The organism is Amycolatopsis sp. NPDC003861 (assembly GCF_053605405.1).
On sequence record NZ_JBSGJD010000032.1, the window covers coordinates 1 to 22,281 of the forward strand.

The following is a 22,281-nucleotide window of genomic DNA, read 5'->3' on the forward strand; positions in this document are numbered from 1 at the left end:
CCGCGAGCGCGCGGCCGCCGCGCGAGGCGACCGGCGCGGTCACGCCGGCGCGGTCACGGTGACCGGCTTGTCCACATCGGACAGTGTGACGTCCACGGTGGCGCCATCGGGGTACCCCAGCGAAGCCTTGACCGGCAGGTGGCCGCCGTCCTGGCGGAGCCAGAAGGTGGCGTTGACGTTCGAGGCCGTCCCCGGCACCAGCGCGGTCAGCGCGTCCTTCGGGACCGTTCCGGCGACGCGGTACGTCGGCGTGCCACCGACGTTTTCGGTGCCTTCGGTGTTCGGGCCCTGGACCGAGGCCAGCACCTTCGGGATGCCGCGCTGCGGGTCGAGGATCGCGGACGGGTCGTAGATCGAGGAGCTCAGCGCGGCGGGGATCCGCTGGAACCCGCCGGTGGGCCCCTTGATGTAGAGCGAGCCGTTCACCAGGACGAACTGGGCGTCGACGACCTGGCCCATCAGGTCCAGCGTGCCGGTGCCCTTCGCGCCGCCTCCGTTGGCCTTGGTCAGGTCACCGTCGACGCTGTGCACGCTCAGGCCCGGCACGGTGCCGGTGACCTTCAGCGTGAAGTGCGTGCTGGTGACGGCGCCCGCCGCCGACGCGCTGTCCTTGAGCAGGGCACCGGCGTCGGGCAGCGTGGCGTCACCGCCCGAGGAACAGCCGGTGACGATCGCCGCGCCCAGGGCCAGGACCGCGAGCAGGCTACGCCGCAGAATCATGCGCACACCCTAGATCAGGAGCCACCCGTGCGTCAGGGGCAGCCCCGCCGGAGGTGCGGCGTCACGGCATTGCCCGAGGGAGGGGGATTTCGGTGTCGAGCACGGTCGCGCCGGTGGCATCGGTGGCGAGCAGGGTGAGGCGTCCGGGATGCGCAGGCGGCGCCGGAGACCACTGCATGCGCAGCCGGTCGAGGTGGTCGCCCGATTCGGCCGAGCCGCCGGTCCGGCGGTACGCCGTGCCCTGCTCGTCGCGGAGTTCCCAGGTGACGTCGGCCAGGGGCGACCCGGCCACCGTGCGGGCCGGTGGGTCGGTGGCCTGCCCGCGGCGTCGGCGGTTCAGCCAGTCCAGGTGCTCGCGCGCGGCCTGGGCCCGCCGTTCGCGGTGCTCCGGGCCGGGGTGGGTGTAGAGGTCGACCAGGAACCGGTCGCTCCACAGCTCCGCCGAGATCAGCGTCACCGGCCGTCCGCCGACGTGCCCGAGGAGGCGCGGGCCGGCCAGCACACCTCGCAACGTCGGCGGCTCGGCCGGCTCGGGGGCAACGACCGGTGGCGACCCCGTCCGCGCAGCCACGGGAGCGAAGGCACCCCCGGCCGTCGAAGACGACGTCGAGACCGACACCGACCGGACTTCCGGCCGGATCCCGGCCTCCTCGAGGGCGTCGAGCGCGGCGCTTTCCTGTTCGTCGGTGAGCACCCCGGTGGCACCGAGCGCCTCGACCTGCGCCGCGAGCCGGCTTCCGAGCATCCGCAACGGATCCACGGAAACCACGCCGGCGGACCCTTCGCGCCGGGCCCGGGTCACCCCGGCCACGGCCGGCCGGAAGACCTGCGCCAACCACTGTTCCCCGGACAGCGTCATGACTCCAATTTACTTTGGCCCGCAAGACAATTCCGAGCGGACCGCGGAGCCACCGGTCAGCCCGTTCCCGCGATGGCGTCTTTGATCGCCTGCGCGTCCCCGTCGAGGAGCGACCTCTCGCGTTCCGGGGGCGTGGCCTTGGCCGGGCGTGACCGGGTTCAGGTCCATGAAGACGACCGCGGTCTCGTCCTCGTGCACGACGCTCGCCTCGGCCTGCCGCGCCGCGATGGCGCAGAAGATGCACGCTTCCATGCCTGTCATCGTCCCGTGGGCGATGCTAGGGGTGTGGAGTACGTGTCCCGAGTGCCGCGACCGCCGCTGGACGGGCTGATCGACGACCTCTACCACCTGGAGGGCGCGCCGCCCTATCCGCGGCTGATGCTGCCGCCCATGCCCGGGGCCTTTCTCATCGTCAACCTCGGGGCGCCGTTCCGCATCCGCGGTGGCACCGACGCCGAGACGGCCGAGTACGCCGACGGCTGCGTGGTCAGCACGCCCACCCGCGCGCTGGAGTTCGGCTACCCGCTCCCGACCCGGTCGGTCGGCGCGCACGTGAAGCCGTGGGGGCTGGCGCCGTTCCTGCCGATGCCCGCGGGCGAGCTGTGTGACCGGCCGGTGACGCTGGAGCAGGTGTGGGGCCGGGCCGCCGTTGCCCGGCTGCGCGACCGGCTGGCCACGGCGGACGGACCGCACGAGATGCTGACGCTGCTCGAGGAGGAGCTGCTGCGACGGCTGACCGGGACCGCCGGCCTGGGGCTGGTCCGCCACGCGAGCGGGGTCATCGCGGCGGCCGGCGGGGCGGTGGCGATCGGCGACCTGAGCGTGGCCGCCGGGGTCAGCAGCACCCACCTGGTCCGGCGGTTCAAGGAGCTCGTCGGCGTCACGCCGAAACGGCTGGCGCGCACCCACCGCTTCACCGCCACCGTGTTCGCGATCGACCCCGCCGGGCCGATCGACTGGAGCGGCCTCGCCGGTGGCGCAGGCTACTTCGACCAGGCCCACTTCGGCCACGAATTCCGGGCGTTCACCGGGCTGACGCCGACCCGGTACGTCGAGGTCCGGCGGCGATTCCTGCGCGAACACCCCGGCCACGTGCTGGACGGCTGGCCGCTGCCGGCCGATTGATTTCTTACAAGAGCCACCGCGCACGACGGGCTAATTTGGGCTCCCCGAGAGCAAAAGGAGGGCCCGTGGGCAAGGTGGTCATGTACAGCTCGGTATCGGTGGACGGCTTCATCGCGGACGAGGAGGACCAGCCCGGACCGCTGTTCGACTGGCTGACCGGCGGCGACGTCCCGCTGGACGCGAGCGGCGTCCTGAAGGTGTCGCAGACGTCCTACGACCACGTCCGGCCGTACTGGGACGGGATCGGGGCGACGATCGCCGGCCGCCGCGTCTTCGACCTGACGGACGGCTGGGACGGTGTGCCGCCCGCCGGGGTCGACCACGTGGTCGTCGTGACGCACCGGCCGCCGCCCGAGGGCTGGGACCCCGAGGCGCCGTTCCACTTCGCCGACGGGGTCGAGGCAGCGGTGGCCGAGGCGCAGGAGCTCGCGGGTGACCGCGTGGTCGAGGTCGCCGCCGGGGACGTCGGCGGCCAGGTGCTGGCCGCGGGGCTGGTCGACGAGGTGCGGATGGACGTCGTGCCGGTCGTGTTCGGGGCCGGCAAGCGGTTCTTCGGGCCGGTCGACGGGCAGCAGTTGCTGGAGGACCCCGAGGTGGTCATCCGGGGCAACCGGGTGCTCCACCTCTGCTATCGGGTGCGTCGCTGATCGCTGCGCGAGCTGCCGGCACCATTCGACGAGGTGGTCGACGGACCCGGGTGCCGGGAAAAATCTTCGGCGCCGCCGGGGAGAAGTGCCGCCGCCGCGCCACGGACAGGCTGTACCGAGAAGGGAGCAGCCGATGCTGAGTGTGGGGTCGAGGGGGCCGGTGCACCGGTCGATCGTGGTGGTGGACATCGCGGGATCGTCCCGCTGGGACAATCCCGCCCAGCTCCGGGCGCGGGCCGCGCTGGCGCGGATGGTGCGGAACGCCTTCCGGGCGGCCGGAATCGGGCGGTGGCGGTTGTCCGTCGAGGACCGGGGGGACGGGCTGCTCGTCATCGTGCCGCCCGGGGTGTCCAAAGCGGACCTGCTGGACCCGTTCGTGCCGCGGCTGGCCGCCGAGCTGCGCGCGTACAACGCCGTCGTCGCGCCGGCGTGGCGGATCCGGCTGCGGCTGGCGGTGCACGCGGGGGAGCTGCTGCGCGCCGGCCCGCGGTGGGTGAGCGAAGACGTGAAGCTCGCGTGCCGGCTGGTCGACGGGGAACCGCTCTACGAGCTGCTCGCGCACTCCGGCGCCGACCTGGCCGTCGTGGTGTCGGAACGGATCCACGACGGCGTCGTCCGGCACGGCTACAAGGGCATCGACCCGGACGGCTACGCGCCGGTCCGGATCCGGGTCAAGGAGGTCGACGCGCCAGCGTGGCTGCGGGTGGCCGCGGACCCGGCCCGGGCGAACCGGGTCCGCGTGCCGGTCAGCCGGGCGGGCGAAGGGTGAGCGTCGTGCCGTCGCGGCCGGCGAACACGCCGTCCAGCGCGGCGGCGTACGCGACGCGGCCGGCACTCGTCACGGTGAAGGCGAACCGCCGCCCGCCCGGGGCCGTCACGTAGTGGGTGCCCGGCAGGAGCCGCACGACGCGGGGCTGCCGGGCGTCCCACCAGCCGACACCCTCGACGCCGAACTGCGGGTGGCCGGACCCGGTGGCGTCGACCGTGACCGGGAACCCGTGGACGGCGAGCGTGCTGCCCTCGGCGGTGAGCAGGCCCCGCACCACCGGGTCGTAGCCGACGAACCCGTACTCGTCGACGGTGAACGCCAGCGTCGGCCCGCCGTTGGTGACGACGCGGTGGGGGCCGGGGAAGATCCGGAGCGTGCGCGCCGGCCGCGGGGGCCCGTACGCCACGCCCTCGATCGACGCGTTGGCGTAGCCGAGATCCGTGACGTCCAGCGTGACCGGCAGCCCGTGCACGGCCAGCACGGTTCCGGTGCCGGTCAGCAGCGGGCTGTCGGAGCGCACCAGCCCGGTGGCGGTCACGGTGAACGGCGCGGTCAGCCCGTCGTGCGCGACCACGCGGTGGGCGCCCGGCAGCAGCCGCAGTTCGCGGACGGCCTGCGGGGTGCGCCAACCCGTGCCGCTCACGGTCGTGGTGTCGTAGTCGACGTCCGTGGCGTCCAGCGTGACGCGGAAGCCGTGCACCCGCAGCTTCCTGCCCTCGTCGGCAGTGCTGAACAGGACGCCGAGGGCGTCGGCGTACGTGACGGTCCCGGCCGTGGTGATCGTGAACGGCACCGAGTTGCCGTTGGCCGTCACGACGGAGTGCGTGCCGGGCAGCAGCCGGAACGTCCGGATCGCCTGCGGCGCCGGCCAGCCCGCGCCGCTGACGGTCAGGTTGGCGTAGTCGACGCCGGTCGCGTCGAGGGTCACCGGCAGGCCGTGCACGGCGAGCGTCCGGTCGTCCCAGGTCAGCAGGCCGGGCGAGCCGGCCGGGAAGGTGATCCCGCCGGTGGCGGTGACGGTGAACGGCAGCGAGTTCCCGTTGGCGGTCACCACGCTGTGCGCGCCCGGCAGCAGTCTGAGGTGCCGGACCGGTTGCGGCGCCGGGAAACCCGTGCCGGAGACCGCCATGGTGTAGTAGTCCACATCGGACACGTCGAAGGCGATCTCGTGCCCGCGCACGGTCAAGGTCGAACTGCCGTACCCGTCCAACGGGCCGCCCGGTGCCTGGTCGTAGCGGACGCGGTAGTCGTCGGTGACGACGAAGGGCAGCACCTGACCGGCCGGGGTGGCGAGCGTGTGCGGGCCGGGGGTGAGGTTCAGGGTCTGCGCCTGCCGGGAGTCGCGGACGCCGACGCCGGAGATGGTGATCGTCGTGTAGGAGAGGCCGGTGGCGTCGATCGTGATCGGCTGGGGGTGCGGGGTCGTCGTGGTCGGCGGCGGAGTGGTGGTGGGCGGCGCTGTGGTGGGCGGGATCGTGGTCGGTGGGTTCGAAGTCGTGGGTGGCGCCGTGGTCGGTGGGACCGTGGCCGTCGATGTCGGCGGCGCCGCGGTGGTCGGCGGCGGCAAGGCGACGGCCGGGCGCACGGCGGACGAGCCGGGCGCCGGTGGCTCGGGGCTTTCCGGCGAGGTCGTAGTGGGCGGCGGAGTGCTCTTCGGGGCCGTCAGGGCCACCGGCACCGCCGCCGGCGCGCTCACCGTGGGCACTGCGACAGCCGGCGCCGTCGTCCCGGGTGCGCGCGGGGAGGCGGCCACCGGCGGCACGCCACCGCCGTCCGACCCGGACAGCACCGCGGCCACGATCGCCGCGGCCGCCGCCAGCCCGCCCGTCGCCGCGGCCACGATCCGGTGCGCCACGTCCGGGTTGTCCCGCGCGAACCGGGTGACCCCGTCGACCTTGCGCAGGAGCGCGGGCCGGGACGCGAGCAGCCGGCCCGCGAGGTTCGCGGGCCCCGCCAGCGGCACCGGCACGGCCAGCGCGGCCGCCTGCGCCGGCGCCGACGAGATCCCGCCTTCGCCGAGGCGGTCGAGCAGCGCGACGAGCGCCCGGCGGCGTTCTTCTTCGTCGTCGGCCAGGCGCAGCAGCCCGGGACCGAGGGCCCAGCGGCTGTAGTCCTGGGCCTCGTCGACGCGCGGCGAGCACGTCGCACACCCGCCGGCGTGCTTGAGCACCGCGCGCGTCCGCTCCGGGTCGAGCAGCAGCCGGCGGCCCGCGCGCAGCTGATCGGCGTCGAGCACCTCGCACAGCCCCGCGCAGTCCGCGCGGCCGGTGCGGGCGAGGACGAGCGCCGCGATCGCGTCGAGCATCCGCAGGCGCGACCGCTGCAGCTGCCGGTTCACGACGTCGACCGGCCGGCCCAGCTCCCGCGCGAGTTCCGCGCCGACGACGTGCCGTCCCCGTTCCTTGGTGAGCCGCAGGTGGGCGTGCATGATCGCGGCCAGGCCGTCGCCGAGCCCGCGGGTCGCCGCGTCGAGCGTGTCCCACAGCTGCCGCTTGCCGAGCAGGACCTCGAACTCCGACGGCAGGTCCGGCAGGTCGGTGCGGGCCAGCTCCAGCTGCGGCTCGCCCGGCTCCTGCGCGAGTTCGCCGGGCAGCTCGTCCTCCTTGGCGGCCCGGTAGCGCTCCTTGAGCACGTTCTTGGCGATGCCGATCAGCCAGGCCTCGAGCACGTCCGGCCGGGCGCCCTTGCGCAGGCCTTCCAGCGCGCGGACGACGACCTCGCTCACGCAGTCGTCGAGGTCGGAGGTGTTCGGCACGCGCGGGCGCAGGAAGGCCCGCACGCTGGTGCGGCAGTGGTCGAAGATCTCCGCCTCGGTCATCGCGCGGCCCTCCGGGTGGCGAGGCGGGTGCCGGTTTCCAGCAGCCATTCGCGCGCGGGCTGCCCGCAGGGGCAGCGCAGGTGCCCGACGAACTGGGCGAACGTGTCGTGGGTGGTCTCCCACGACAAGGTCCGTTCGCGCAGGATCCGCCAGCAGCGCTGGAAAACCGGTCGGGCGTACCGGCCGTAGAGCACGTCGAGCGCGCTCCAGTCACCGTCGTGCAGCCGCGCCACCAGGGCGCGGTCTTCTTCCTGCTCGGTGCGCAGGACGTCCATGACATCTCCCGAGTTCGGCAACCGTGTCACCTGGCTCGTGGCGCACCGGGCCGGTTTCTCCCCGCGTGAGGCCCTATTTTCTCGGGTGGAACCGGTACCGGGTAGGTGAGCGGCCCGATTGTCCGGCTTTTGTCCGTCTTCGGGTCAGGCCGATTCGGGTTGCGGCGCGAAGGCGGGGAGCGCGTCGAGGCTGTGGCGCACGGCCTCGGCGCCGTACTCGAACATCTGCCGTTCGTACGCGCCGACCGCGCCGACGAGGTCCGGGCGGCCCTCGGTCAGGCAGCGGCGCAGCAGGTCCGCGTCGCGCAGGGCGGTGTTCGCGCCGTTGCCGCCGGTCGGGGAGGTGGCGTGGACGGCGTCGCCGAGCAGCGTGACCGGGCCGGGCGCCCAGCGCTCGCGGGGCTCGACCACCCGGATGGACAGCAGGGCGCTGTTGTCCGGGTCGGCCTGCTCGATGAGCGCCCGCAGGTCCGGGTGCCAGCCCTCGATCCGGGCCAGCACGGTCTCCTGCGGGGTCCGGCCGCCGGCCGGGCCGTCCGGCGGCAGGATCATGGCCCAGCGCACGTAGTCGCCGACGTCGGGGAGGACCACCTCGGGCGCCAGCGTCTCGGCCGCCTCCTTCGGCGGGGTGCGGAAGCGCATCGCGCCGAGCAGCAGGCTCACGCCGTTACCGGCGATCTTCGAGCCGAAGGCCCGCTCCAGCCCGGCGAACTGCCCGGTCAGCGGCGTACGGCCGATGACGAACCGGACGCCGGTATCGGTCGGCGTGGTCCGCGGCGAGAGCACCGCACGCACGGCAGAGCCGACGCCGTCCGCCCCGACGAGCAGGTCGGCGACGACCGGGTCTTTCTTCGCGAACCGGGCTTCGACGCGGCCGTCGTCCAGCACGTCGTAGCCGGTCAGCGCGGCCCCGGTGCGCACGGTGAGCCCGGTCAGCAGCAGGTGGCGGAGCACGTGCCGGTCGACGACGGTGCCGGTTCTCCCGGGGCCGAGTTCGCCGATCTTGTTCAGCCGCGGGTCCAGGACCAGCCGCTCGCCGTAGGCGTCGCCGGTGATCGCGTCCAGCAGCGGGTGCCAGCGTGGCGGCAGACAGCCCTGGAGCGCCGCCAGCCCGGTGGGATTCAGGACGAGCCGGTAGCCCTGGAACCGCGCGGTGATCGCCGGGTCCAGTTCGTGCACGTCGGCTTCGATCCCTGCCTGGCGCAGGCCCTGTGCGAGGCACAGCCCGCCCAGCCCGGCTCCAGCGATGGAAACTCGCATGTCAGACCTCTTTCGAACTTAGTTCGTTCTCAACGAACTAAGTTCTAGCACGCGAACTAAGTTCGTCTCAAGCTATAGTGATCGACATGCCCACCGACCCCCGGCAGCGCCGAGCCGCCCGGCACGCAGGAAATCCCGCGGCCCCGTCGCCCAAGAGGCCGATCACGGTCGACCGGATCACCGACGCGGCCCTGCAGGTCGTGGCGGCCGAGGGCTACGACGCGCTGACGATCCGCCGCGTCGCCGCCGTGCTCGGCACCGGGCCGTCTTCGCTGTACGCGCACATCGTGAACAAGGACGACCTCGACGACCTGCTCATCGGCCGCCTGTGCGCCGAGATCGACCTGCCCGAACCGGACCCGGCGCTCTGGCGGACGCAGCTCCTCGACGTGTACGGCCGGATCCGGGACCAGTATCTGAAGTACCCCGGCGTTTCCCGGGCTGCGCTGGGCATGGTCCCCACCAACCTCGACGCGCTGCGGGTCCGTGAAGGGCTTTTCGCGATTCTGCTTGCCGGGGATGTCGAGCCGCAGGCCGCCGCGTGGGGCCTTGACGCGCTTTCTCTGTACGTCAGCGCATATGCGTTGGAGCAATCGCTGGTCCGGCAGCGGCGGAAACGTCCGGAGGACGAATGGGTGGTCGGCCGGGACGAGCTGCTGGACCGGTTCGCCGCACTGCCGGCCGAGGCGTTTCCGCAGACGCGGCGCTTCGCCGCCGAGCTGACTTCCGGAAGCGGGGAGGATCGGTTCGAGTTCACCGTCGGTTTGATCGTCGACAACCTCAGCCGGACCCCGTCGTCCCGTTGATTCCGTTGAAGACTCGTTCAGGTGACGTTTTTCCTGGACGGTAACGGCCGGTGAAGAAGCTGCGACCTCCGGACAACCGCGGCCCGACGGCGTCCTGCACGGGCAACGGACGTTTCCCGAAAGGAGGTCGGCGTGAGCGTCGAAAACCGGGAAGAAAACATTCACCAGACCTACCTGGCGCTTCGCGTCGCCATGGTCATGCTCGTGGCGCTGCTGTTCCTCGCCATCCTCTTGCAGTTCCTGTTCGTCAATGACGGTCTGTGCTGGCAGCATTCCATCAGCGCCTACTACTTCACTTCGGTGCGGCCCGTTTTCGTCGGCGTTTTGTGCGCGATCGGCACGGGCATGATCGTCTACCGCGGGAACACCGACTACGAGAACACCGCACTCGACTGCTCGGGGTTCCTGGCGTTCATCGTCGCGTTCGTGCCGACGGAAATCGACGACGCCTGTCTTCCGGTGAACGGGCCGAGCCGGCCCGAGATCGAGGCGGCGGTCAAGACCGATGTCGGTGCGCTGCTCGCGATCGGGGTCGCCGCCACGGTCTTCGGCCTCCTTGCGCGGAAACGCCGGCACGGCCGGTTCGAACGCCCCAAGCCGTACACGCTCATCTCGCACCTGGTGACGCTGGCGGTTTTGGTCTTCGGAATCTGGCTGTACTGGAACAGGCAAGACTGGTTCCGTGACCACGGCCACCTCTACGCGGCGATACCGTTGTTCATCGGGATCGTCATCGTCGTCGTGGCGAACGCCTGGTCCGCCCCCCAAGGGAACTTCACGGTCTGGTACATCGTGGTCGCCGCCTTGATGGGCGGGTCCCTCCTGACCGGAGGAATCCTCTGGGTCGTCGGCGTGCAGCACTGGGCGTTGTGGCTGGAGGCGCTGATCATCCTCTGGTATGCAGTGTTCTGGCTCGTCCAGACGGTGGAACTCGGTGGCGCGGCGAATCGCGCCGAAGCCACGTGAGCGTTGCTCCTCATCGCCGCTCCTCGGTCTCCAGGAGGTGAGCCGAGCCGCGCGGGATCTGGTGATCGGCGCCGCGGTGCGGTACAACCGGGAGCGTGGCCGAGCGCGTCCGGCGTCCTGACCCGCACGTTTCCGTCGAGCGTGACGTGCTGGTGCGGTACCTCGACGCGTGGACCGCCACCGTGCTGCGGTCGGCCAAGGGTGGGACCTACGTCGAATGCGGGGAGTTCGCCGCCGAGGCCTTCCGGGTTTTCGGGGAGTTCGCCGACCGGCTGGGGGAGCACCACCTGGAGGTGGTCCTCGTCGGCCGGGCGTCGCCCGGTGGGGCTCCGGGTGGGCTGGTCGTCCGGACCGTCGGCGAACTCCGGGAGGTCGACGTGCGCGGGCCGATGCTCGCGCACCTCTCCGGTGACTGGCCGACGTCGCTGGTGCGGGGCAAGGCGCACGAGGTCCTGCTGGCCGCCGAACCGGGCGCGGACCACCGGGACCGCTTGAAGGCGGCCGGGCTCGGGTGTGCCGTGGCCGTGGATCTGGTGGCGGACAACGGAAGCGCGAAGACGCTCGTGTTCGCGACCGCCGACGGCCGGCACCTCGCCACCTTCAAGAACGAGCTCTGGGCGGCCGACGAGTTCGCCGGCATCCGGTACCGCGATCCGCGGGACCCCGAAGGCACGCTCGTCGACATCTCGCTCACCCCGCAGCTGCTGCCGCTGCGGCGGGCGCTGCTGGCGGAACTGGAGCGGAACGGCCCGGCCACCGTTGCCGCCCTTCAGGAATTCACCTTGCTGGAAACGATCTACCGCGCCGAGGACGCCGTCGGGGCGCTGACCGCCGCCGTCGCCGCGGGGCAGGCCGGGCGGGAACCCGAGAAGGGCCGGCTCACCTCCCGGACGGTTCTGAGAGCTGAACCGCGACCGGAGTGAGCGTCGGGCGCAGGGCGGCGACCACGGCCGTCGTGACGACCAGGTGCATCAGCATCAAGCCGAAGACGTTGGCCGCCGTGGCGCCCGCCGTGAACAGGAGCAGGTCCGGGACCCAGGTCAGGACCAGGACCGATGGGACGACCACGCGCAGGGCCCGCGGCGCCCGGCGGGCGAGCACGAACCAGCCGATGGTGCCCAGCAGCAGCCCGGCGGCGGTCGCGGGCAGGTAGGACGCGGGGTTCAGGCCCATCGCGATCCCGCCGTCGTCGAGGGCCAGTGCGCCGAGCGCGATGGCCGTGTTCGCCGCGGCCGCCGCCAGCAGGGCGAAGCCGAGGCGGAGGACGGTCATCGAGGTCAGTCGCGGGGTGGTCGTCATCGCTCCTCCTTGGGTTTAACACGCAACCCAAACGGTAGGTTGGGTTGCGTGTTAAAGTCAAGGCGTGCGCGAGGAGGAGCCGGCCCGCTGGCTGGACGACGACGAACGGCGGGCGTGGATCAACCTGGCGAAGGTCCTGCTCACGCTCCCGGGCGCGCTGGAAAGCCAGCTGCTGCGGGACGCCGACCTGACACTGCTGGGCTACATGATCCTGGCCCGGCTGTCGGCCGTGCCCGGGGAAAGCCTGCGGATGAGCGAAATCGCGGAAATGGCCAACGGGTCGCTGCCCCGGATTTCGCACGCCGTCGCGCGCCTGGAAGACCGGGGGTGGGTGGTGCGCGAAGTCTGCACCGGCCAGGGCCGCCGGTTCACCACGGCGACGCTCACCGCGGCCGGGCGCGCGCACCTGGCCGCTTCGGCGCCCGGGCACGTCGCCACCGTCCGCCGCCTGGTGACCGATCCGCTCGGCGACGACTTCGTGCGGCTCGGCGACGCCGTCGCGCGGATCGTGGAAACCCTCGGCCTCCCCACGGAAATCCTGGCACCCGAGTAGGTGTGGAGTTCTCCGGCCGGCCGCGCCACACTGGTCTGCGGTTCCGGAGAACACCCGAGGAGGGGTGCGGGATGCCCACCGCCGTCGAATACGCAGTCGCCGGGCCCTGGCACGAGCAGAACGGGTGCGGGAGTGGTCCGCCCGCCCGGGAATTCCCCGCCGGCGGCGTCACTCTCGCCGCCTCGGTGGCGCACCAGGACGTCGTGCCGGCGCCCGCCGAAGGGTTGCTGATCACCGGTTTACCCGTGGCGCTGCTCGTCGCGGCCGTGGTCTGGCGACGGCGGCGCGGAAGCAGAACCACGGCCGAGTAGGGGCCCGTCAACTCCCGCGGTACCGAAGGTCAACCCCGGGAGCATGACGCACCGCAGCCGGGCGGATACGGTGGCCCGGTGCGGGCGGCGTGGACGCGGGTGCGGCGGTACGGGGAAGCGCACCCGCAGCTGCTGGACGGCGTGGTGTCGTGGCGGGTCGTCCTCGGCGTCGTGCTGGCCGCCCGGTACGACTACGCCTCGCACGGCCGGGTTTCGGGCTTCCCGGCGTGCTGCTCACCGCCGCCGCCATCCTGCCGGTCACGCTGCGCCGCCGGGCGCCGGTGAAGGTATTCCTGCTCTGCCTGGCCGGTTCGCTGGCGTCGGTGATCGCCGGGTACTGAGACGCGTTAAACAACTTCGGCCCGCTGCTCGCCCACTACACCGTTGCGGTGCAACGGTCCCGGCGCGTGTCGGTCGCGGCCGCCGTGCTCGCCACCGTGGTGCAGGCGGCGGGGACGGCCTCCGCGGACCTGGGGCCGCTGTGGCTGCTGGCCGCGCTCGCCGCGTTGTTGAGCGCGACCGTCTGGGCCGTCGGCGACATCCGCCGGATCCTCACCGAGCGCAACGCGCGCCTGGAGGTCTTGACCAGGCAGCTCGACCGGGACCGGGAAGCCCGGGCCCGGCGCGCGGTCACCGAGGAGCGGATGCGCATCGCCACCGAACTGCACGACGTCCTCGCGCACCACCTGTCCGTGATCGCCGTGCAGGCCGGGCCGGCCGGGTACGTGCTCGAATCCGACCCGCCGACCGCCGCCGGCGCGCTGCGCGCGGTCGCCGACACGAGCCGGCAGGTGCTGGACGAACTGCGGCGGTTGTTCGTGCTGCTGCGGATCGGTTCGGATCCGGTGGCCCCGGCCGACGACGCTTCCCCGGCGTTCAGCCTCGACCGGATCGAGGTGCTGGCCGGGCGCTGGGCATCCCGGTCGAGCTGGTGGTCGACGGGGTCGTCCGCCCGCTGGCGGACAGCGTCGCCCTGTGCGTGCACCGGATCGTGCAGGAATCGCTGACGAACGTGGTGAAGCACGCCGGCGGGGCAGGCGCGCGCGTCCGGTTGGCCTACGGCGAAACGGTTTTCGTCGCGCGGATCACCGACGACGGGCGAAACCGCGGTGCTCCCGCGGAATCGGGCGGGCACGGCCTGATCGGGATGCGGGAGCGCGCCAGGCTGAGGTCGTGCTCACCCTGCCGACAAGCTCGGCGGGAGGAACGCACAGCCAGTAACGCGGACAGCCCGGGGGAAGCGATCGCGAATGGTTCGGGTGCTCGTCGTCGACGACCAGGAGTTGATCCGCGCGGGGCCAGCGGCGCTGATCCGGGCCACCCCGGGGTTCGCCGGCGCGGGGGCGCCCGGGGGCGGCAACAACGACGACTACGCGGTCGTGCACGACTACTGCGGGGACGGGCACGGCGTCCTGATCGGGTCGAAGGACAACGGCAACGGGCTGGCCAAGGAGCCGGTCGTGTGGGATCCCTTCAGGGCCTATGGCAACGTCTACGCCGGTGACGCGGTCGGCCTGAAGGTGTGCCTGGTCGACGGCAACGGCGACACCACGCCGGCGAAGTGCGCCTCGAAGACGCACACCAGCGTCGACGGCTGAGCACGGACGGACCGCCGCCCGGGGGAGCTCAGCGTCTCCGGGCGGCGGTCGTGCGGTGGCGGTAGAGGAGCCACACGAAGTAGGGCGCGCCGAGGATCGCGGTCATCAGGCCGGCCGGGAGCTGGCCGGGGGCGAGGACCGTGCGGCCGACGGTGTCGGCCGCGCAGACCAGGATCGCGCCCAGCACCGCGGCGGCGGGCAGCAGGCGGGAATGCCGGCTGCCGACGATCGCGCGGGCCGCGTGCGGGGCGACCAGCCCGACGAACGTCAGCACCCCGATGCCCGCGACCGCCGCGCCGGTCAGCAGGACCGCGCACGACAGCAGCAGCAACCGCGTCCGGGCCACGGGCACGCCCAGCACGCGCGGGGTTTCGTCGTCCAGCGCCAGCAGGTCGAGCTCACGCCGCGTGCGGACCAGCACCGGCGTCACCACCAGCAGGGCCAGCGCCATCGGCACCAGGTGCGGGAAGGCCCGGCCGTAGGTCGAACCACCCAGCCAGGTCAGCGCCTTGGTCTCGTTCCACGGATCGGACAGCGTGATCAGCAGCGTCACCACCGCCTGCGACGCCGCGTGCACGCCGAAACCGATCAGCACCAGGCGTTCGCTGGTGAACCCGCCGCGGGCGGCCACGGCGAAGACCACGGCCATGGCCAGGGCGGCGCCCAGGCCCGCGGAGCCGGTCAGCGTCCAGAACCCGGCCCCGGACACGGCCGTGATCACGGCGACCGCACCGAGGCCCGCGCCGCCGACGACGCCGATCATCCCCGGCTCGGCCAGGGGATTGCGGGCGACCGCCTGGGTGAGCGCGCCGCCCAGCGCCAGTGCCGCGCCCGCCAGCAGCGCGGCCACCACCCGGGGAACGCGGGTGTCCAGCACACCGGTGACGAGCGGCCCCGCCTGCCCGGTGACCCAGTTGACGACGTCGCCCAGCAGCAGTTTCGCGTCCCCGAGCAGCACCGCGCCCACGGCGACGGCGGCCAGCACGAGCACCAGCACCGCCACCGTCACCCGGTACCGGGTCGCGCTCACCCCGCCGCGGGCGCCGGCCGCGGGTGGTTCGGCGGTCGCGGCCGTGATCCGGGCGGTGCGGGCCAGGACCACGAGGAAGAGCGCGCCGAGGATCGTCGTCACGACGCCGGTCGGCACCGCCAGGGCGCGCTGGGGGCCGATGACCGCGCGCAGCAGCACGTCCGCGCCCAGCAGGAGCACCGCGCCGAGCGCCGCGGAGCAGGGGAGCAGCGCCGCGTGCCGGTGCAGGCCCGGCACCACGGTCGCGAGCAGCCGGGCCACCGCCGGTGCGGCGAGGCCGACGAACCCGATCGGGCCGGCCAGCGTCACCGCGGTCGCGGCCAGCAGCACGGCCAGCGCGATCGCGGCGAACCGGGTCCGTCCGATGTGGACACCCAACGTCCGGGCGTGGTCGTCGCCGATCTGGATCAGGTCGAGCCGCCGGGCCAGGCCGAGCAGCACGGCCAGGGCCACGCCGGCCACCGGGCCGAGCGTGCGGATGCCGCCGAGCCCGTTCTGTTCCAGGGAGCCCTCGCCCCAGGCGAAGAGGCCGCGGGTTTCCTGGGCGTACAACAGCAGCAGCACCTGGGTCACGGAGATCAGGGCCAGCGCGATCGCGGTGCCCGCCAGCACCAGCCGCACGATCCCGGTGCCCCCGGTGCCGGACAGCGCGAGCACGAACACGGCCGCCGCCAGCCCGCCCGCGAAGGCGATCCCGGTCGCGCCGAGCAGGGGCAGCGAGACGCCGAACGCGGCGACGGCGACCACCGCCAGGTGCGCGCCGGCGTTGACGGCCAGGGTGTCCGGCGACGCCAAGGTGTTGCGGGACACCGACTGCAGCACCGCGCCGGCCACGCCGAGCGCGCCCCCGACGACCAGCGCCGCGAGCAGGCGCGGCAGCCGCGACTCGACGACCACCGCGGTCGTGTCACCGGTCGCGCTGCCGAAGACCAGCCGCAGCACGTCCAGCGGGTCCAGGTTCGCGGTGCCCTGCGTCAGGTGCACGGCCGAACCCAGCAGGATGAGCGCGGCGAGCCCGCCGCCGAGCAGCGCGAGCCGCCCGCGGCGCCGGACGGCGACCGCGGGCGGGCCGGGCTCGGTCAGGGTGACCACGCTACTTCTCGAGCGCGGCGACGGCCGCGTCGACGAACTGCGCCATGGACTTCGGGCCGCCGAACATCCAGAGGGCGTCCGGGAAGCGGTGCACCTTGCCGCTCTTGACGAACGGGAGGTTCGTCCAGATCGCGTTGCCGGCCAGCTGCTGCTGGTAGGGGTCGCCGTCGGCGTTGTTGGCGATGTACCAGAACCGCACGTCGGGCAGCTTGGTCAGGCCTTCGACGTCGGCCTGCGCGAGGCCGTAGACCGCGTCGCCGTCCATCGGCCAGGCGGTCTCGAGGCCGAGCTTGGCGAACACCGCGGAGACCAGCGCGCCCTTGGTGTAGGGGCGGATGCTGACCGAGCCGGAGGTGACGTAGGCGTCGGAGAACGCGACCTTCTGGCCCGCGGCGCCCCGCTTCTCCACCGCGGCCCGGCCGGCGGTCAGCTTCTGCTCGAACTCGGTTTTCAGCTGTGCGGCCCGGGTTTCGGTGCCGGTGGCCTTGGCGATGGTGTCCAGGTTGGCGTACATCCCGGCGATCGGGTCCTTGGCGTTGCCGCCGTTGATGACGATGACCGGGACCTTCGCCTCGATCTGCTCCAGGGCCCCTTCGGTCACGCTGTCGGTGACGACCACGAGGTCCAGGCCCAGCGAGCCGAGCGTGTCGAGGCTCGGTTCGCCGCGGGTGCCGATGTCCTTCGGGGTGCCGTCGAGCTTTTCGGCGCTGACCCACTGGCCGTAGCCCTTGATGTCGGCCACGCCGACCGGCATGACGCCGAGGGAGACGAGGTGCTCGACGGCGTTCCACTCGGTCGCCGCGACGCGCTTGGCCGGGCCGGGCAGCTTCACCTCCTTGCCGCGCGAGTCGACGACGGTGATCGGGCCGGCACCGCCGGTGGCGGCGGCGTTGCTGGTGGGTGCCTCGGTGGTGCCGCAGCCGGCCACGAAGAACGTGGCGGCCGCGGACAGGCCGAGGAGCATCCGGGTGATCCGCATGTTTCTCCTGTTTTTTCTCGGGTCAGACCGACGCGGTGCGCGGTGCCGCGTCGTTGAAGCGGCCGACCGCGCGGGTGTGGATCCGCCCGTCGGCCGGGTCGGCGACGACGTCCACGCGGATGCCGTAGGCGCGGCTGAGGTGTTCGGCCGTCAGCACGTCGGCGGGGGTGCCTTCGGCGGTGACCCGGCCGGCTTCGAGCAGCAGCACCCGGTCGGCGACCGCGGCGGCCTGGTCGAGGTCGTGCAGCACCACGCCGACGCCGACCCCGTGCCGGTCGGCCAGATCGCGGACGACGTCGAGGATCTCGACCTGGTAGCGCAGGTCGAGGAAGGTCGTGGGCTCGTCGAGCAGCAGCAGCGCGGTGTCCTGGGCCAGGCAGGCGGCGAGCCAGACCCGCTGCGCCTGCCCGCCGGACAGCGCCTGCACGGGCCGGTCGGCGAGGGCGGACAGCCCGGTCAGCGCCATCGCCCGCTCGACGGCGGCGGGCCCTTCGGGATCGCGGCCGCCCCAGCGGGACCGGTGCGGGTGCCTGCCGAACTCGACCAGCTCCCGGACGCAGACCCCGCCGGGCGCGGTCCGGTGCTGCGACAGCAGGGTGATCCGCTTGGCGATGTCCTTTCCGGACAGTGCGCGCAGGTCGGCGCCGTCGGCGAAGGTGACGGACCCGGCGACCGGTGGGTGCAGCCGGGCGAGCGCCCGCAGCAGCGTCGACTTCCCGCTGCCGTTCGGGCCGATCAGCGCGGTGACGGTCCCGGCCTGCAGGGAAAGGGAAGCGGCACGCACGACGACGTCGCTGCCGTAGGCGACGTCGACCTCCTGGGCGTGCACGCCGGAGCGGGGGACGAGGGACACAGGGAGGACCATAAGGTCAGGCTTACCTAACCTACAAGGTGGCGGACGGCACAATTCGGACGCTGTTGACGACCGTGACCGCGGTCACCTACTCTCACCGGCCCTCGACGGGCTCACCACGAACGGCCGGGCCAACCCACTCGGGATTCCCGGAGCGGCCCCCGTATTCGGCTGGCAGATCTCCTCGTCGCGTCGGACGGTCACGCAAACCGCCTACGAGCTCGAGGTCGGCCGGACGCCGGGAGCCGCCGATGTCTGGCGTTCCGGCCGGGTCAGGTCGGCGCAGCAGGTCGACGTCGCCTATCGCGGGCCGGATCTCGTCTCCGGCGTCCGGTACTTCTGGCGCGTCCGCAGCTGGGACGACCAGGGGGCCCCGAGCCGGCGGAGCCGGCCCGCGTGGTTCGAGACCGGGCTGCTCACCGCGGCCGACTGGGGCTCCGCGGCCTGGATCGGCAAACCGGCGCCGTCGTACGACCAGTGGACCGACTACACCGTCACCGAGGACTTCCGGCTGAACAACCTGGCCTTCGGGACCTTCCTCCGGGCCCGGGACGCCGGCAACGCCTACATGTGGCAGCTCAACGTCGGCGACTCCGCGACGTCCGTGCCGCTGCTGCGTCCGCACCTGCGCGTCAACGGCGGCTACTCGGTACTGGCCGAAGTGGACCTGCGGCCGTTCGGGTTCACCCGGGCCGGCCTGCTGGCCGGGACGCACACCGTGGCCTACACCGTCGACGGCACCACCATCCGGACCACTTTTGGACGGTGTCGTCGTCGACACCCGCACGGCCACGGACTTCCCGAGCGGGCGGGCCGGCCTGCGCACCTACGACGCGGAATCGGTCACCGTCACCAAGTTCGCCGTCACCAAACCGGACGGCAGCGTGCTGGCGAACCCCGAATTCGCGGTGCCCAATCCGTTCACCGGCGGCAGCATCGACCACGGCGCACTGACCGTCACCGGCAGCACCGACGCCCTGTTCGCCGGCCGCGACTCCTTCGAACCGCTGCTGCGGACGTCGTTCTCGACCACGCCCGGCAAGCGCGTGGCCCAGGCCCGCGTGTACGCGTCGGCGCACGGCGTCTACCAGCTCACGCTCAACGGCCGCAAGGTCGGCGACCAGTGCCTCGCGCCCGGCTACACCGAGTACGCCAAGCGGATCCAGTCCCAGACCTACGACGTCACCGAGCTGGTCCGGGCGGGCGCGAACGGGTTCGGAGCCGCGCTCGGCGACGGGTGGTGGGCCGGGAAGATCGGGCTCGCCGGCAAGGGGCAGTACGGCACCGACCTGGCGCTCGTCGCCCGGCTGAAGATCACCTACGCCGACGGCGGCGTGCAGTGGGTCGACACGGCACCGGGCTGGAAGTGGAGCACCGGCCCGTTCGCGGCGACCGACAACCAGCTCGGCGAGACCTACGACGCCCGGCTCGAACAGCCCGGCTGGGCGGCCGCCGGGTTCGACGACTCGGCGTGGGCGCCGGTCGTCACCCGGCCCTCGGACACGGCGAAGCTGTCGCCGCAGCCGGACGAGCCGGTGCGGGAAACCCAGGTCCTCACCACGAAAGCGGTCAGCCACCCGGCGCCGGGAGTGACCGTGTACGACCTCGGCCAGAACATGGTCGGCGTCGCCCGGGTGAAGCTCACCGGCAAGGCGGGGGAGACGGTCAAGCTGCGGCACGCCGAGGTACTCAACCCCGACGGCACGATGTACGTGGCGAACCTGCGGGCGGCGACCGCCACGGACTACTACCGGTTCGCGAAGGACGGCACGAGCACCTACCAGCCGACCTTCACCCAGCACGGTTTCCGCTACCTCGAGGTCACCGGGCTCGCCACGCCGCCGGCCGCCGCGGACGTGCGGGGCGTCGTGTGGGGTTCGGACCTGCGCCGCACCGGCACGCTGGGGACGTCCGACGGCATGCTGAACCAGCTGCTCAGCAACGTTTCCTGGGGCGCGCGGGGCAATTTCCTCTCGATCCCGACCGACACCCCGGCCCGCGACGAGCGGCTGGGCTGGACCGGTGACATCAACATCTTCGCGCCGACGGCGAGCTACCTCAGCGACACCCGGGCTTTCCTCGGGAAGTGGCTGACCGACGTCCGTGACGAGCAGAAGAGCAGCGGGTCGATCCCGGCGGTCGTCCCGTCGACGAATGGTGCGTTCGACGAAAGCGGTGTCGGCTGGGAAGACGCGCTGATCACCGTGCCGTATGCCGTGTGGCACGCCTATGGCGACGGGCAGGTGCTGCGCGACAACTACGACGCCATGAGCCGCTTCTTCGCCTACGCCCGCGCGAGTGCCGGGCCGGACAACCTGGAGACCGGCCGGCTGACGTTCTTCACCAACGACTGGCTCAACCTCGACGACCCCTCGGACCAGGGCGTGCTCGGCACCGCGATCTGGGCGCAGGACGTCCGGATGATGGCGGAGATGGCGGCGGACGGGACGGTGCTGGGCGATTCGCAGACCGGGTACGCCCTGGCGCTCGGCATGGACCTCGTCACCGATCCGGCGCTTAAGGCCAAGGCGGGGGCGAAGTACGTGGCGAAGCTCGCCCAGAGCGACAACCACCTCAAGACCGGGTTCATCGGGACGCCGTGGCTGATGCCGACCCTGACGAACATCGGCCGCGACGACCTCGCCTACACGCTGGTGTCCAAAAAGGACTACCCGTCGTGGGGGTACGAGATCGGCAAGGGCGCGACCACCCTGTGGGAACGCTGGAACTCGATCCAGCCCGACGGCACGTTCGGGCCGGTGGACATGAATTCGTTCACCTCGGCGGCGGGCTCACCCACGCCGAAGGGGCCATCGACACCGTCTACGGGCGGCTGTCGAATGCCTGGAGCGTCACCGGTGGCGGGCTGACGATGGACGTGACCGTGCCCGCCGGCACCACCGCCGAAGTGGTGATCCCGGCGGGCAACGTGACCGAGTCGGGCAAGCCGGTGCGGTGGGCCCCGGGTGTTTCGAGCGTGACGTACGACGCGGCGAAGAAGGCCACCGTCGTGATCGTCGGGTCGGGGAGTTACCGCTTCCGAGGCTCGAAGTAGGCGAGGTAGAGGTCGCGCGCGACGAGGCTGACCGCGAGGTGGTCGGCGAGCGGGTCGAAGAAGGCGTTGCGGTACTTGGCGTCGGTCACCGTCGAGGCGGCGAAGTACAGGCCGGAGAACGCGGCGATGAACAGCGAAACCTGCAGCAGCTCCTGCGGGATCGGCAGCTGGATGCCGAACAGCGTGCCGCCGGCGGGGTCGCGGCCGATCCACGCCTTGATCACCGCGTGCTGCACCGCGACGATCCCGAAGACCACGAAGAAGACGAACACGAGGGTGGCGAGCACGAAGGTCTGCAGCACCTGGGTCAGGACGAGGACGAGGATCATGTTCGCCCGTTCCAGCTTGGTGAGCGGGAGCCGTTCGGGGACGTCGTCGGCGAGGAAGGGCGCCAGCGGCGTTTCGCGCAGCTTGTCGAGGCCGACGGGCGCGGTGCGCGACTGGGTCAGCCGGGTGACCTCGTCCTTGAGCGCCGCGAGCAGGAAGACCACGGCGACCACGGCGAGCAGCCCGACGACCAGCCACATCCGCTGCCGCGGCAGGGCGGCGCCGACCTGCCAGATCTCGGTGGTGAAGAACCCGAAGACGGTGAACAGCAGCAGGAGCGGCAGCGCCCGGCTGGTCAGCTCGCCGAGCAGCCGCGTCTGCCGGTAGGCGGCCCGCAGCGCCCAGCCGACGATCGACCCGACCCCGACGAAGGCGGCGGCGAACAATCCGACCAGGATCGCGAGCTGGGTGCCGAAGCCGAGCGGCATCGAGTCGCCGTCGACGATCCAGTCGGCCACGGGCACGACGACCACGAACACCGCGGCCATCACCGCCGCGGGCACGGTGCCGCCGCGGTCGACCAGCTTGCGCCGCACCCACCGCGCGGTGAGCCACGACCCGAGGGCCGGGAAGACGATCAGGCTCAGCAGCAGCCCGGTGTACCCGAGGGCGTAGAGGTCGTTTTCCATGAGCCGGTCGAAGTCCGCATCGGTCCGGCCGTCCACAGCGGACAGCACGGCGGTGAGCACCCGCCAGGCCGCAACGAACACGACGGCGGGCCCGATGCGCACCAGCAGCTGCGCAGGCCGCCCCCGCACCACGGCGGGCAAGCCTCGCCGCCGAAACCACTGCTCAACGGCTTCGACGCCGCGTTCGTCCGCCATGTTCGCCTCCCGATCGGCGCGGCCGCCGCCGGGATGCTAGCGCGGGCCGGCTGTGGGGCACGGCGGGGTGGGCGGCACGGCTGGGTGGGTCGGGTGGCGGGGTGGGCGGCATGGC

At 72.5% G+C, this 22,281-nt stretch carries 23 protein-coding genes and 1 pseudogene; 14 read left to right on the forward strand and 10 right to left on the reverse strand.

Annotated elements, in window-relative coordinates; genetic code table 11:
- Positions 1–39: 39 nt before the first annotated feature.
- A complete protein-coding gene (locus ACWEVN_RS11200) occupies positions 40–720 on the reverse strand; it encodes an LppX_LprAFG lipoprotein (RefSeq protein ID WP_452051119.1) in 681 nt (226 codons plus the stop codon).
- Between the two features lie 61 nt (positions 721–781).
- Positions 782–1,579: a hypothetical protein gene (locus tag ACWEVN_RS11205; RefSeq protein WP_452051120.1), complete on the reverse strand. Its 798-nt coding sequence runs from the start codon at positions 1,577–1,579 to the stop codon at positions 782–784.
- A gap of 303 nt (positions 1,580–1,882) precedes the next feature.
- On the opposite strand from ACWEVN_RS11205, the gene ACWEVN_RS11210 reads away from it, so the two are divergent.
- The 3 genes from ACWEVN_RS11210 to ACWEVN_RS11220 all read left to right on the forward strand — a co-directional run bounded on the left by ACWEVN_RS11210 (position 1,883) and on the right by ACWEVN_RS11220 (position 4,120).
- Positions 1,883–2,704, forward strand: a complete 822-nt coding sequence (locus ACWEVN_RS11210) for a helix-turn-helix domain-containing protein (RefSeq protein ID WP_449684187.1) — start codon at positions 1,883–1,885, stop codon at positions 2,702–2,704.
- 65 nt (positions 2,705–2,769) lie between these two features.
- Positions 2,770–3,351, forward strand: coding sequence for a dihydrofolate reductase family protein (locus ACWEVN_RS11215; protein WP_452051121.1), 582 nt, complete (start codon positions 2,770–2,772; stop codon positions 3,349–3,351).
- 133 nt (positions 3,352–3,484) lie between these two features.
- Positions 3,485–4,120, forward strand: coding sequence for a hypothetical protein (locus tag ACWEVN_RS11220; RefSeq protein ID WP_452051122.1), 636 nt, complete (start codon positions 3,485–3,487; stop codon positions 4,118–4,120).
- On the opposite strand, the gene ACWEVN_RS11225 is transcribed toward ACWEVN_RS11220, so the two are convergent.
- The 3 genes from ACWEVN_RS11225 to ACWEVN_RS11235 all read right to left on the reverse strand — a co-directional run bounded on the left by ACWEVN_RS11225 (position 4,098) and on the right by ACWEVN_RS11235 (position 8,473).
- Positions 4,098–6,938 carry an RNA polymerase sigma factor gene (locus tag ACWEVN_RS11225; protein ID WP_452051123.1) on the reverse strand — a complete coding sequence of 947 codons (2,841 nt, stop codon included), beginning with the start codon at positions 6,936–6,938 and terminating at the stop codon, positions 4,098–4,100. The genes ACWEVN_RS11220 and ACWEVN_RS11225 overlap by 23 nt on opposite strands.
- Positions 6,935–7,213: a hypothetical protein gene (locus ACWEVN_RS11230; RefSeq protein WP_449684130.1), complete on the reverse strand. Its 279-nt coding sequence runs from the start codon at positions 7,211–7,213 to the stop codon at positions 6,935–6,937. Before ACWEVN_RS11230 ends, ACWEVN_RS11225 begins: the two co-directional genes overlap by 4 nt.
- A 144-nt stretch (positions 7,214–7,357) precedes the next feature.
- A complete protein-coding gene (locus ACWEVN_RS11235; protein ID WP_452051124.1) occupies positions 7,358–8,473 on the reverse strand; it encodes an FAD-dependent oxidoreductase in 1,116 nt (371 codons plus the stop codon).
- Between the two features lie 86 nt (positions 8,474–8,559).
- Between ACWEVN_RS11235 and ACWEVN_RS11240 the strand changes: the two genes are divergently transcribed.
- The 3 genes from ACWEVN_RS11240 to ACWEVN_RS11250 all read left to right on the forward strand — a co-directional run bounded on the left by ACWEVN_RS11240 (position 8,560) and on the right by ACWEVN_RS11250 (position 11,168).
- Positions 8,560–9,279, forward strand: a complete 720-nt coding sequence (locus ACWEVN_RS11240; RefSeq protein WP_449684132.1) for a TetR/AcrR family transcriptional regulator — start codon at positions 8,560–8,562, stop codon at positions 9,277–9,279.
- Positions 9,280–9,411: 132 nt separating this feature from the next.
- Positions 9,412–10,245 carry a hypothetical protein gene (locus ACWEVN_RS11245; protein ID WP_452051125.1) on the forward strand — a complete coding sequence of 278 codons (834 nt, stop codon included), beginning with the start codon at positions 9,412–9,414 and terminating at the stop codon, positions 10,243–10,245.
- A 95-nt stretch (positions 10,246–10,340) separates the two neighbouring features.
- Positions 10,341–11,168 carry a hypothetical protein gene (locus tag ACWEVN_RS11250; RefSeq protein ID WP_452051126.1) on the forward strand — a complete coding sequence of 276 codons (828 nt, stop codon included), beginning with the start codon at positions 10,341–10,343 and terminating at the stop codon, positions 11,166–11,168.
- Here the strand turns inward: ACWEVN_RS11250 and ACWEVN_RS11255 are convergent.
- The gene (locus ACWEVN_RS11255) at positions 11,125–11,544 is read right to left on the reverse strand and encodes a DUF6069 family protein (RefSeq protein WP_452051127.1); all 420 of its coding nucleotides are present in this window, start codon (positions 11,542–11,544) and stop codon (positions 11,125–11,127) included. The two genes, ACWEVN_RS11250 and ACWEVN_RS11255, sit on opposite strands and share 44 nt — an antisense overlap.
- A 64-nt stretch (positions 11,545–11,608) precedes the next feature.
- Between ACWEVN_RS11255 and ACWEVN_RS11260 the strand changes: the two genes are divergently transcribed.
- The 5 genes from ACWEVN_RS11260 to ACWEVN_RS11280 all read left to right on the forward strand — a co-directional run bounded on the left by ACWEVN_RS11260 (position 11,609) and on the right by ACWEVN_RS11280 (position 14,006).
- A complete protein-coding gene (locus ACWEVN_RS11260; RefSeq protein ID WP_449684135.1) occupies positions 11,609–12,097 on the forward strand; it encodes a MarR family winged helix-turn-helix transcriptional regulator in 489 nt (162 codons plus the stop codon).
- A 71-nt stretch (positions 12,098–12,168) separates the two neighbouring features.
- A complete protein-coding gene (locus ACWEVN_RS11265) occupies positions 12,169–12,408 on the forward strand; it encodes a hypothetical protein (RefSeq protein ID WP_452051128.1) in 240 nt (79 codons plus the stop codon).
- Positions 12,409–12,486: 78 nt separating this feature from the next.
- Positions 12,487–12,693, forward strand: a complete 207-nt coding sequence (locus ACWEVN_RS11270; RefSeq protein WP_452051129.1) for a hypothetical protein — start codon at positions 12,487–12,489, stop codon at positions 12,691–12,693.
- A 104-nt stretch (positions 12,694–12,797) separates the two neighbouring features.
- Positions 12,798–13,415 carry a sensor histidine kinase gene (locus ACWEVN_RS11275; RefSeq protein WP_452051130.1) on the forward strand — a complete coding sequence of 206 codons (618 nt, stop codon included), beginning with the start codon at positions 12,798–12,800 and terminating at the stop codon, positions 13,413–13,415.
- A 243-nt stretch (positions 13,416–13,658) separates the two neighbouring features.
- Complete coding sequence (locus ACWEVN_RS11280; protein WP_452051131.1) at positions 13,659–14,006, forward strand: hypothetical protein; 348 nt, start codon at positions 13,659–13,661, stop codon at positions 14,004–14,006.
- A gap of 28 nt (positions 14,007–14,034) precedes the next feature.
- On the opposite strand, the gene ACWEVN_RS11285 is transcribed toward ACWEVN_RS11280, so the two are convergent.
- Genes ACWEVN_RS11285 through ACWEVN_RS11295 form a run of 3 tightly spaced genes read right to left on the reverse strand, consistent with a single transcriptional unit; the run spans position 14,035 to position 17,960 of the window.
- Entirely contained in the window at positions 14,035–16,128 is a 2,094-nt protein-coding gene (locus ACWEVN_RS11285; protein WP_452051132.1) for an iron ABC transporter permease, read from the reverse strand.
- A 1-nt stretch (position 16,129) separates the two neighbouring features.
- Complete coding sequence (locus ACWEVN_RS11290; RefSeq protein ID WP_449684140.1) at positions 16,130–17,107, reverse strand: ABC transporter substrate-binding protein; 978 nt, start codon at positions 17,105–17,107, stop codon at positions 16,130–16,132.
- A gap of 22 nt (positions 17,108–17,129) precedes the next feature.
- Complete coding sequence (locus ACWEVN_RS11295) at positions 17,130–17,960, reverse strand: ABC transporter ATP-binding protein (RefSeq protein WP_452051133.1); 831 nt, start codon at positions 17,958–17,960, stop codon at positions 17,130–17,132.
- Between the two features lie 10 nt (positions 17,961–17,970).
- Between ACWEVN_RS11295 and ACWEVN_RS11300 the strand changes: the two are divergent.
- From ACWEVN_RS11300 to ACWEVN_RS11310, 3 genes and pseudogenes are all read left to right on the forward strand, one after another.
- Positions 17,971–18,366: pseudogene (locus ACWEVN_RS11300) on the forward strand (glycoside hydrolase family 78 protein); the annotation flags it as partial.
- 352 nt (positions 18,367–18,718) lie between these two features.
- A complete protein-coding gene (locus ACWEVN_RS11305) occupies positions 18,719–20,830 on the forward strand; it encodes a family 78 glycoside hydrolase catalytic domain (RefSeq protein ID WP_452051134.1) in 2,112 nt (703 codons plus the stop codon).
- Complete coding sequence (locus tag ACWEVN_RS11310) at positions 20,794–21,015, forward strand: alpha-L-rhamnosidase C-terminal domain-containing protein (protein ID WP_452051162.1); 222 nt, start codon at positions 20,794–20,796, stop codon at positions 21,013–21,015. The genes ACWEVN_RS11305 and ACWEVN_RS11310 overlap by 37 nt, the downstream gene beginning before the upstream one ends.
- Here the strand turns inward: ACWEVN_RS11310 and ACWEVN_RS11315 are convergent.
- Entirely contained in the window at positions 20,991–22,166 is a 1,176-nt protein-coding gene (locus ACWEVN_RS11315; protein WP_452051135.1) for a hypothetical protein, read from the reverse strand. The genes ACWEVN_RS11310 and ACWEVN_RS11315 overlap by 25 nt on opposite strands.
- Between the last annotated feature and the right edge of the window lie 115 nt (positions 22,167–22,281).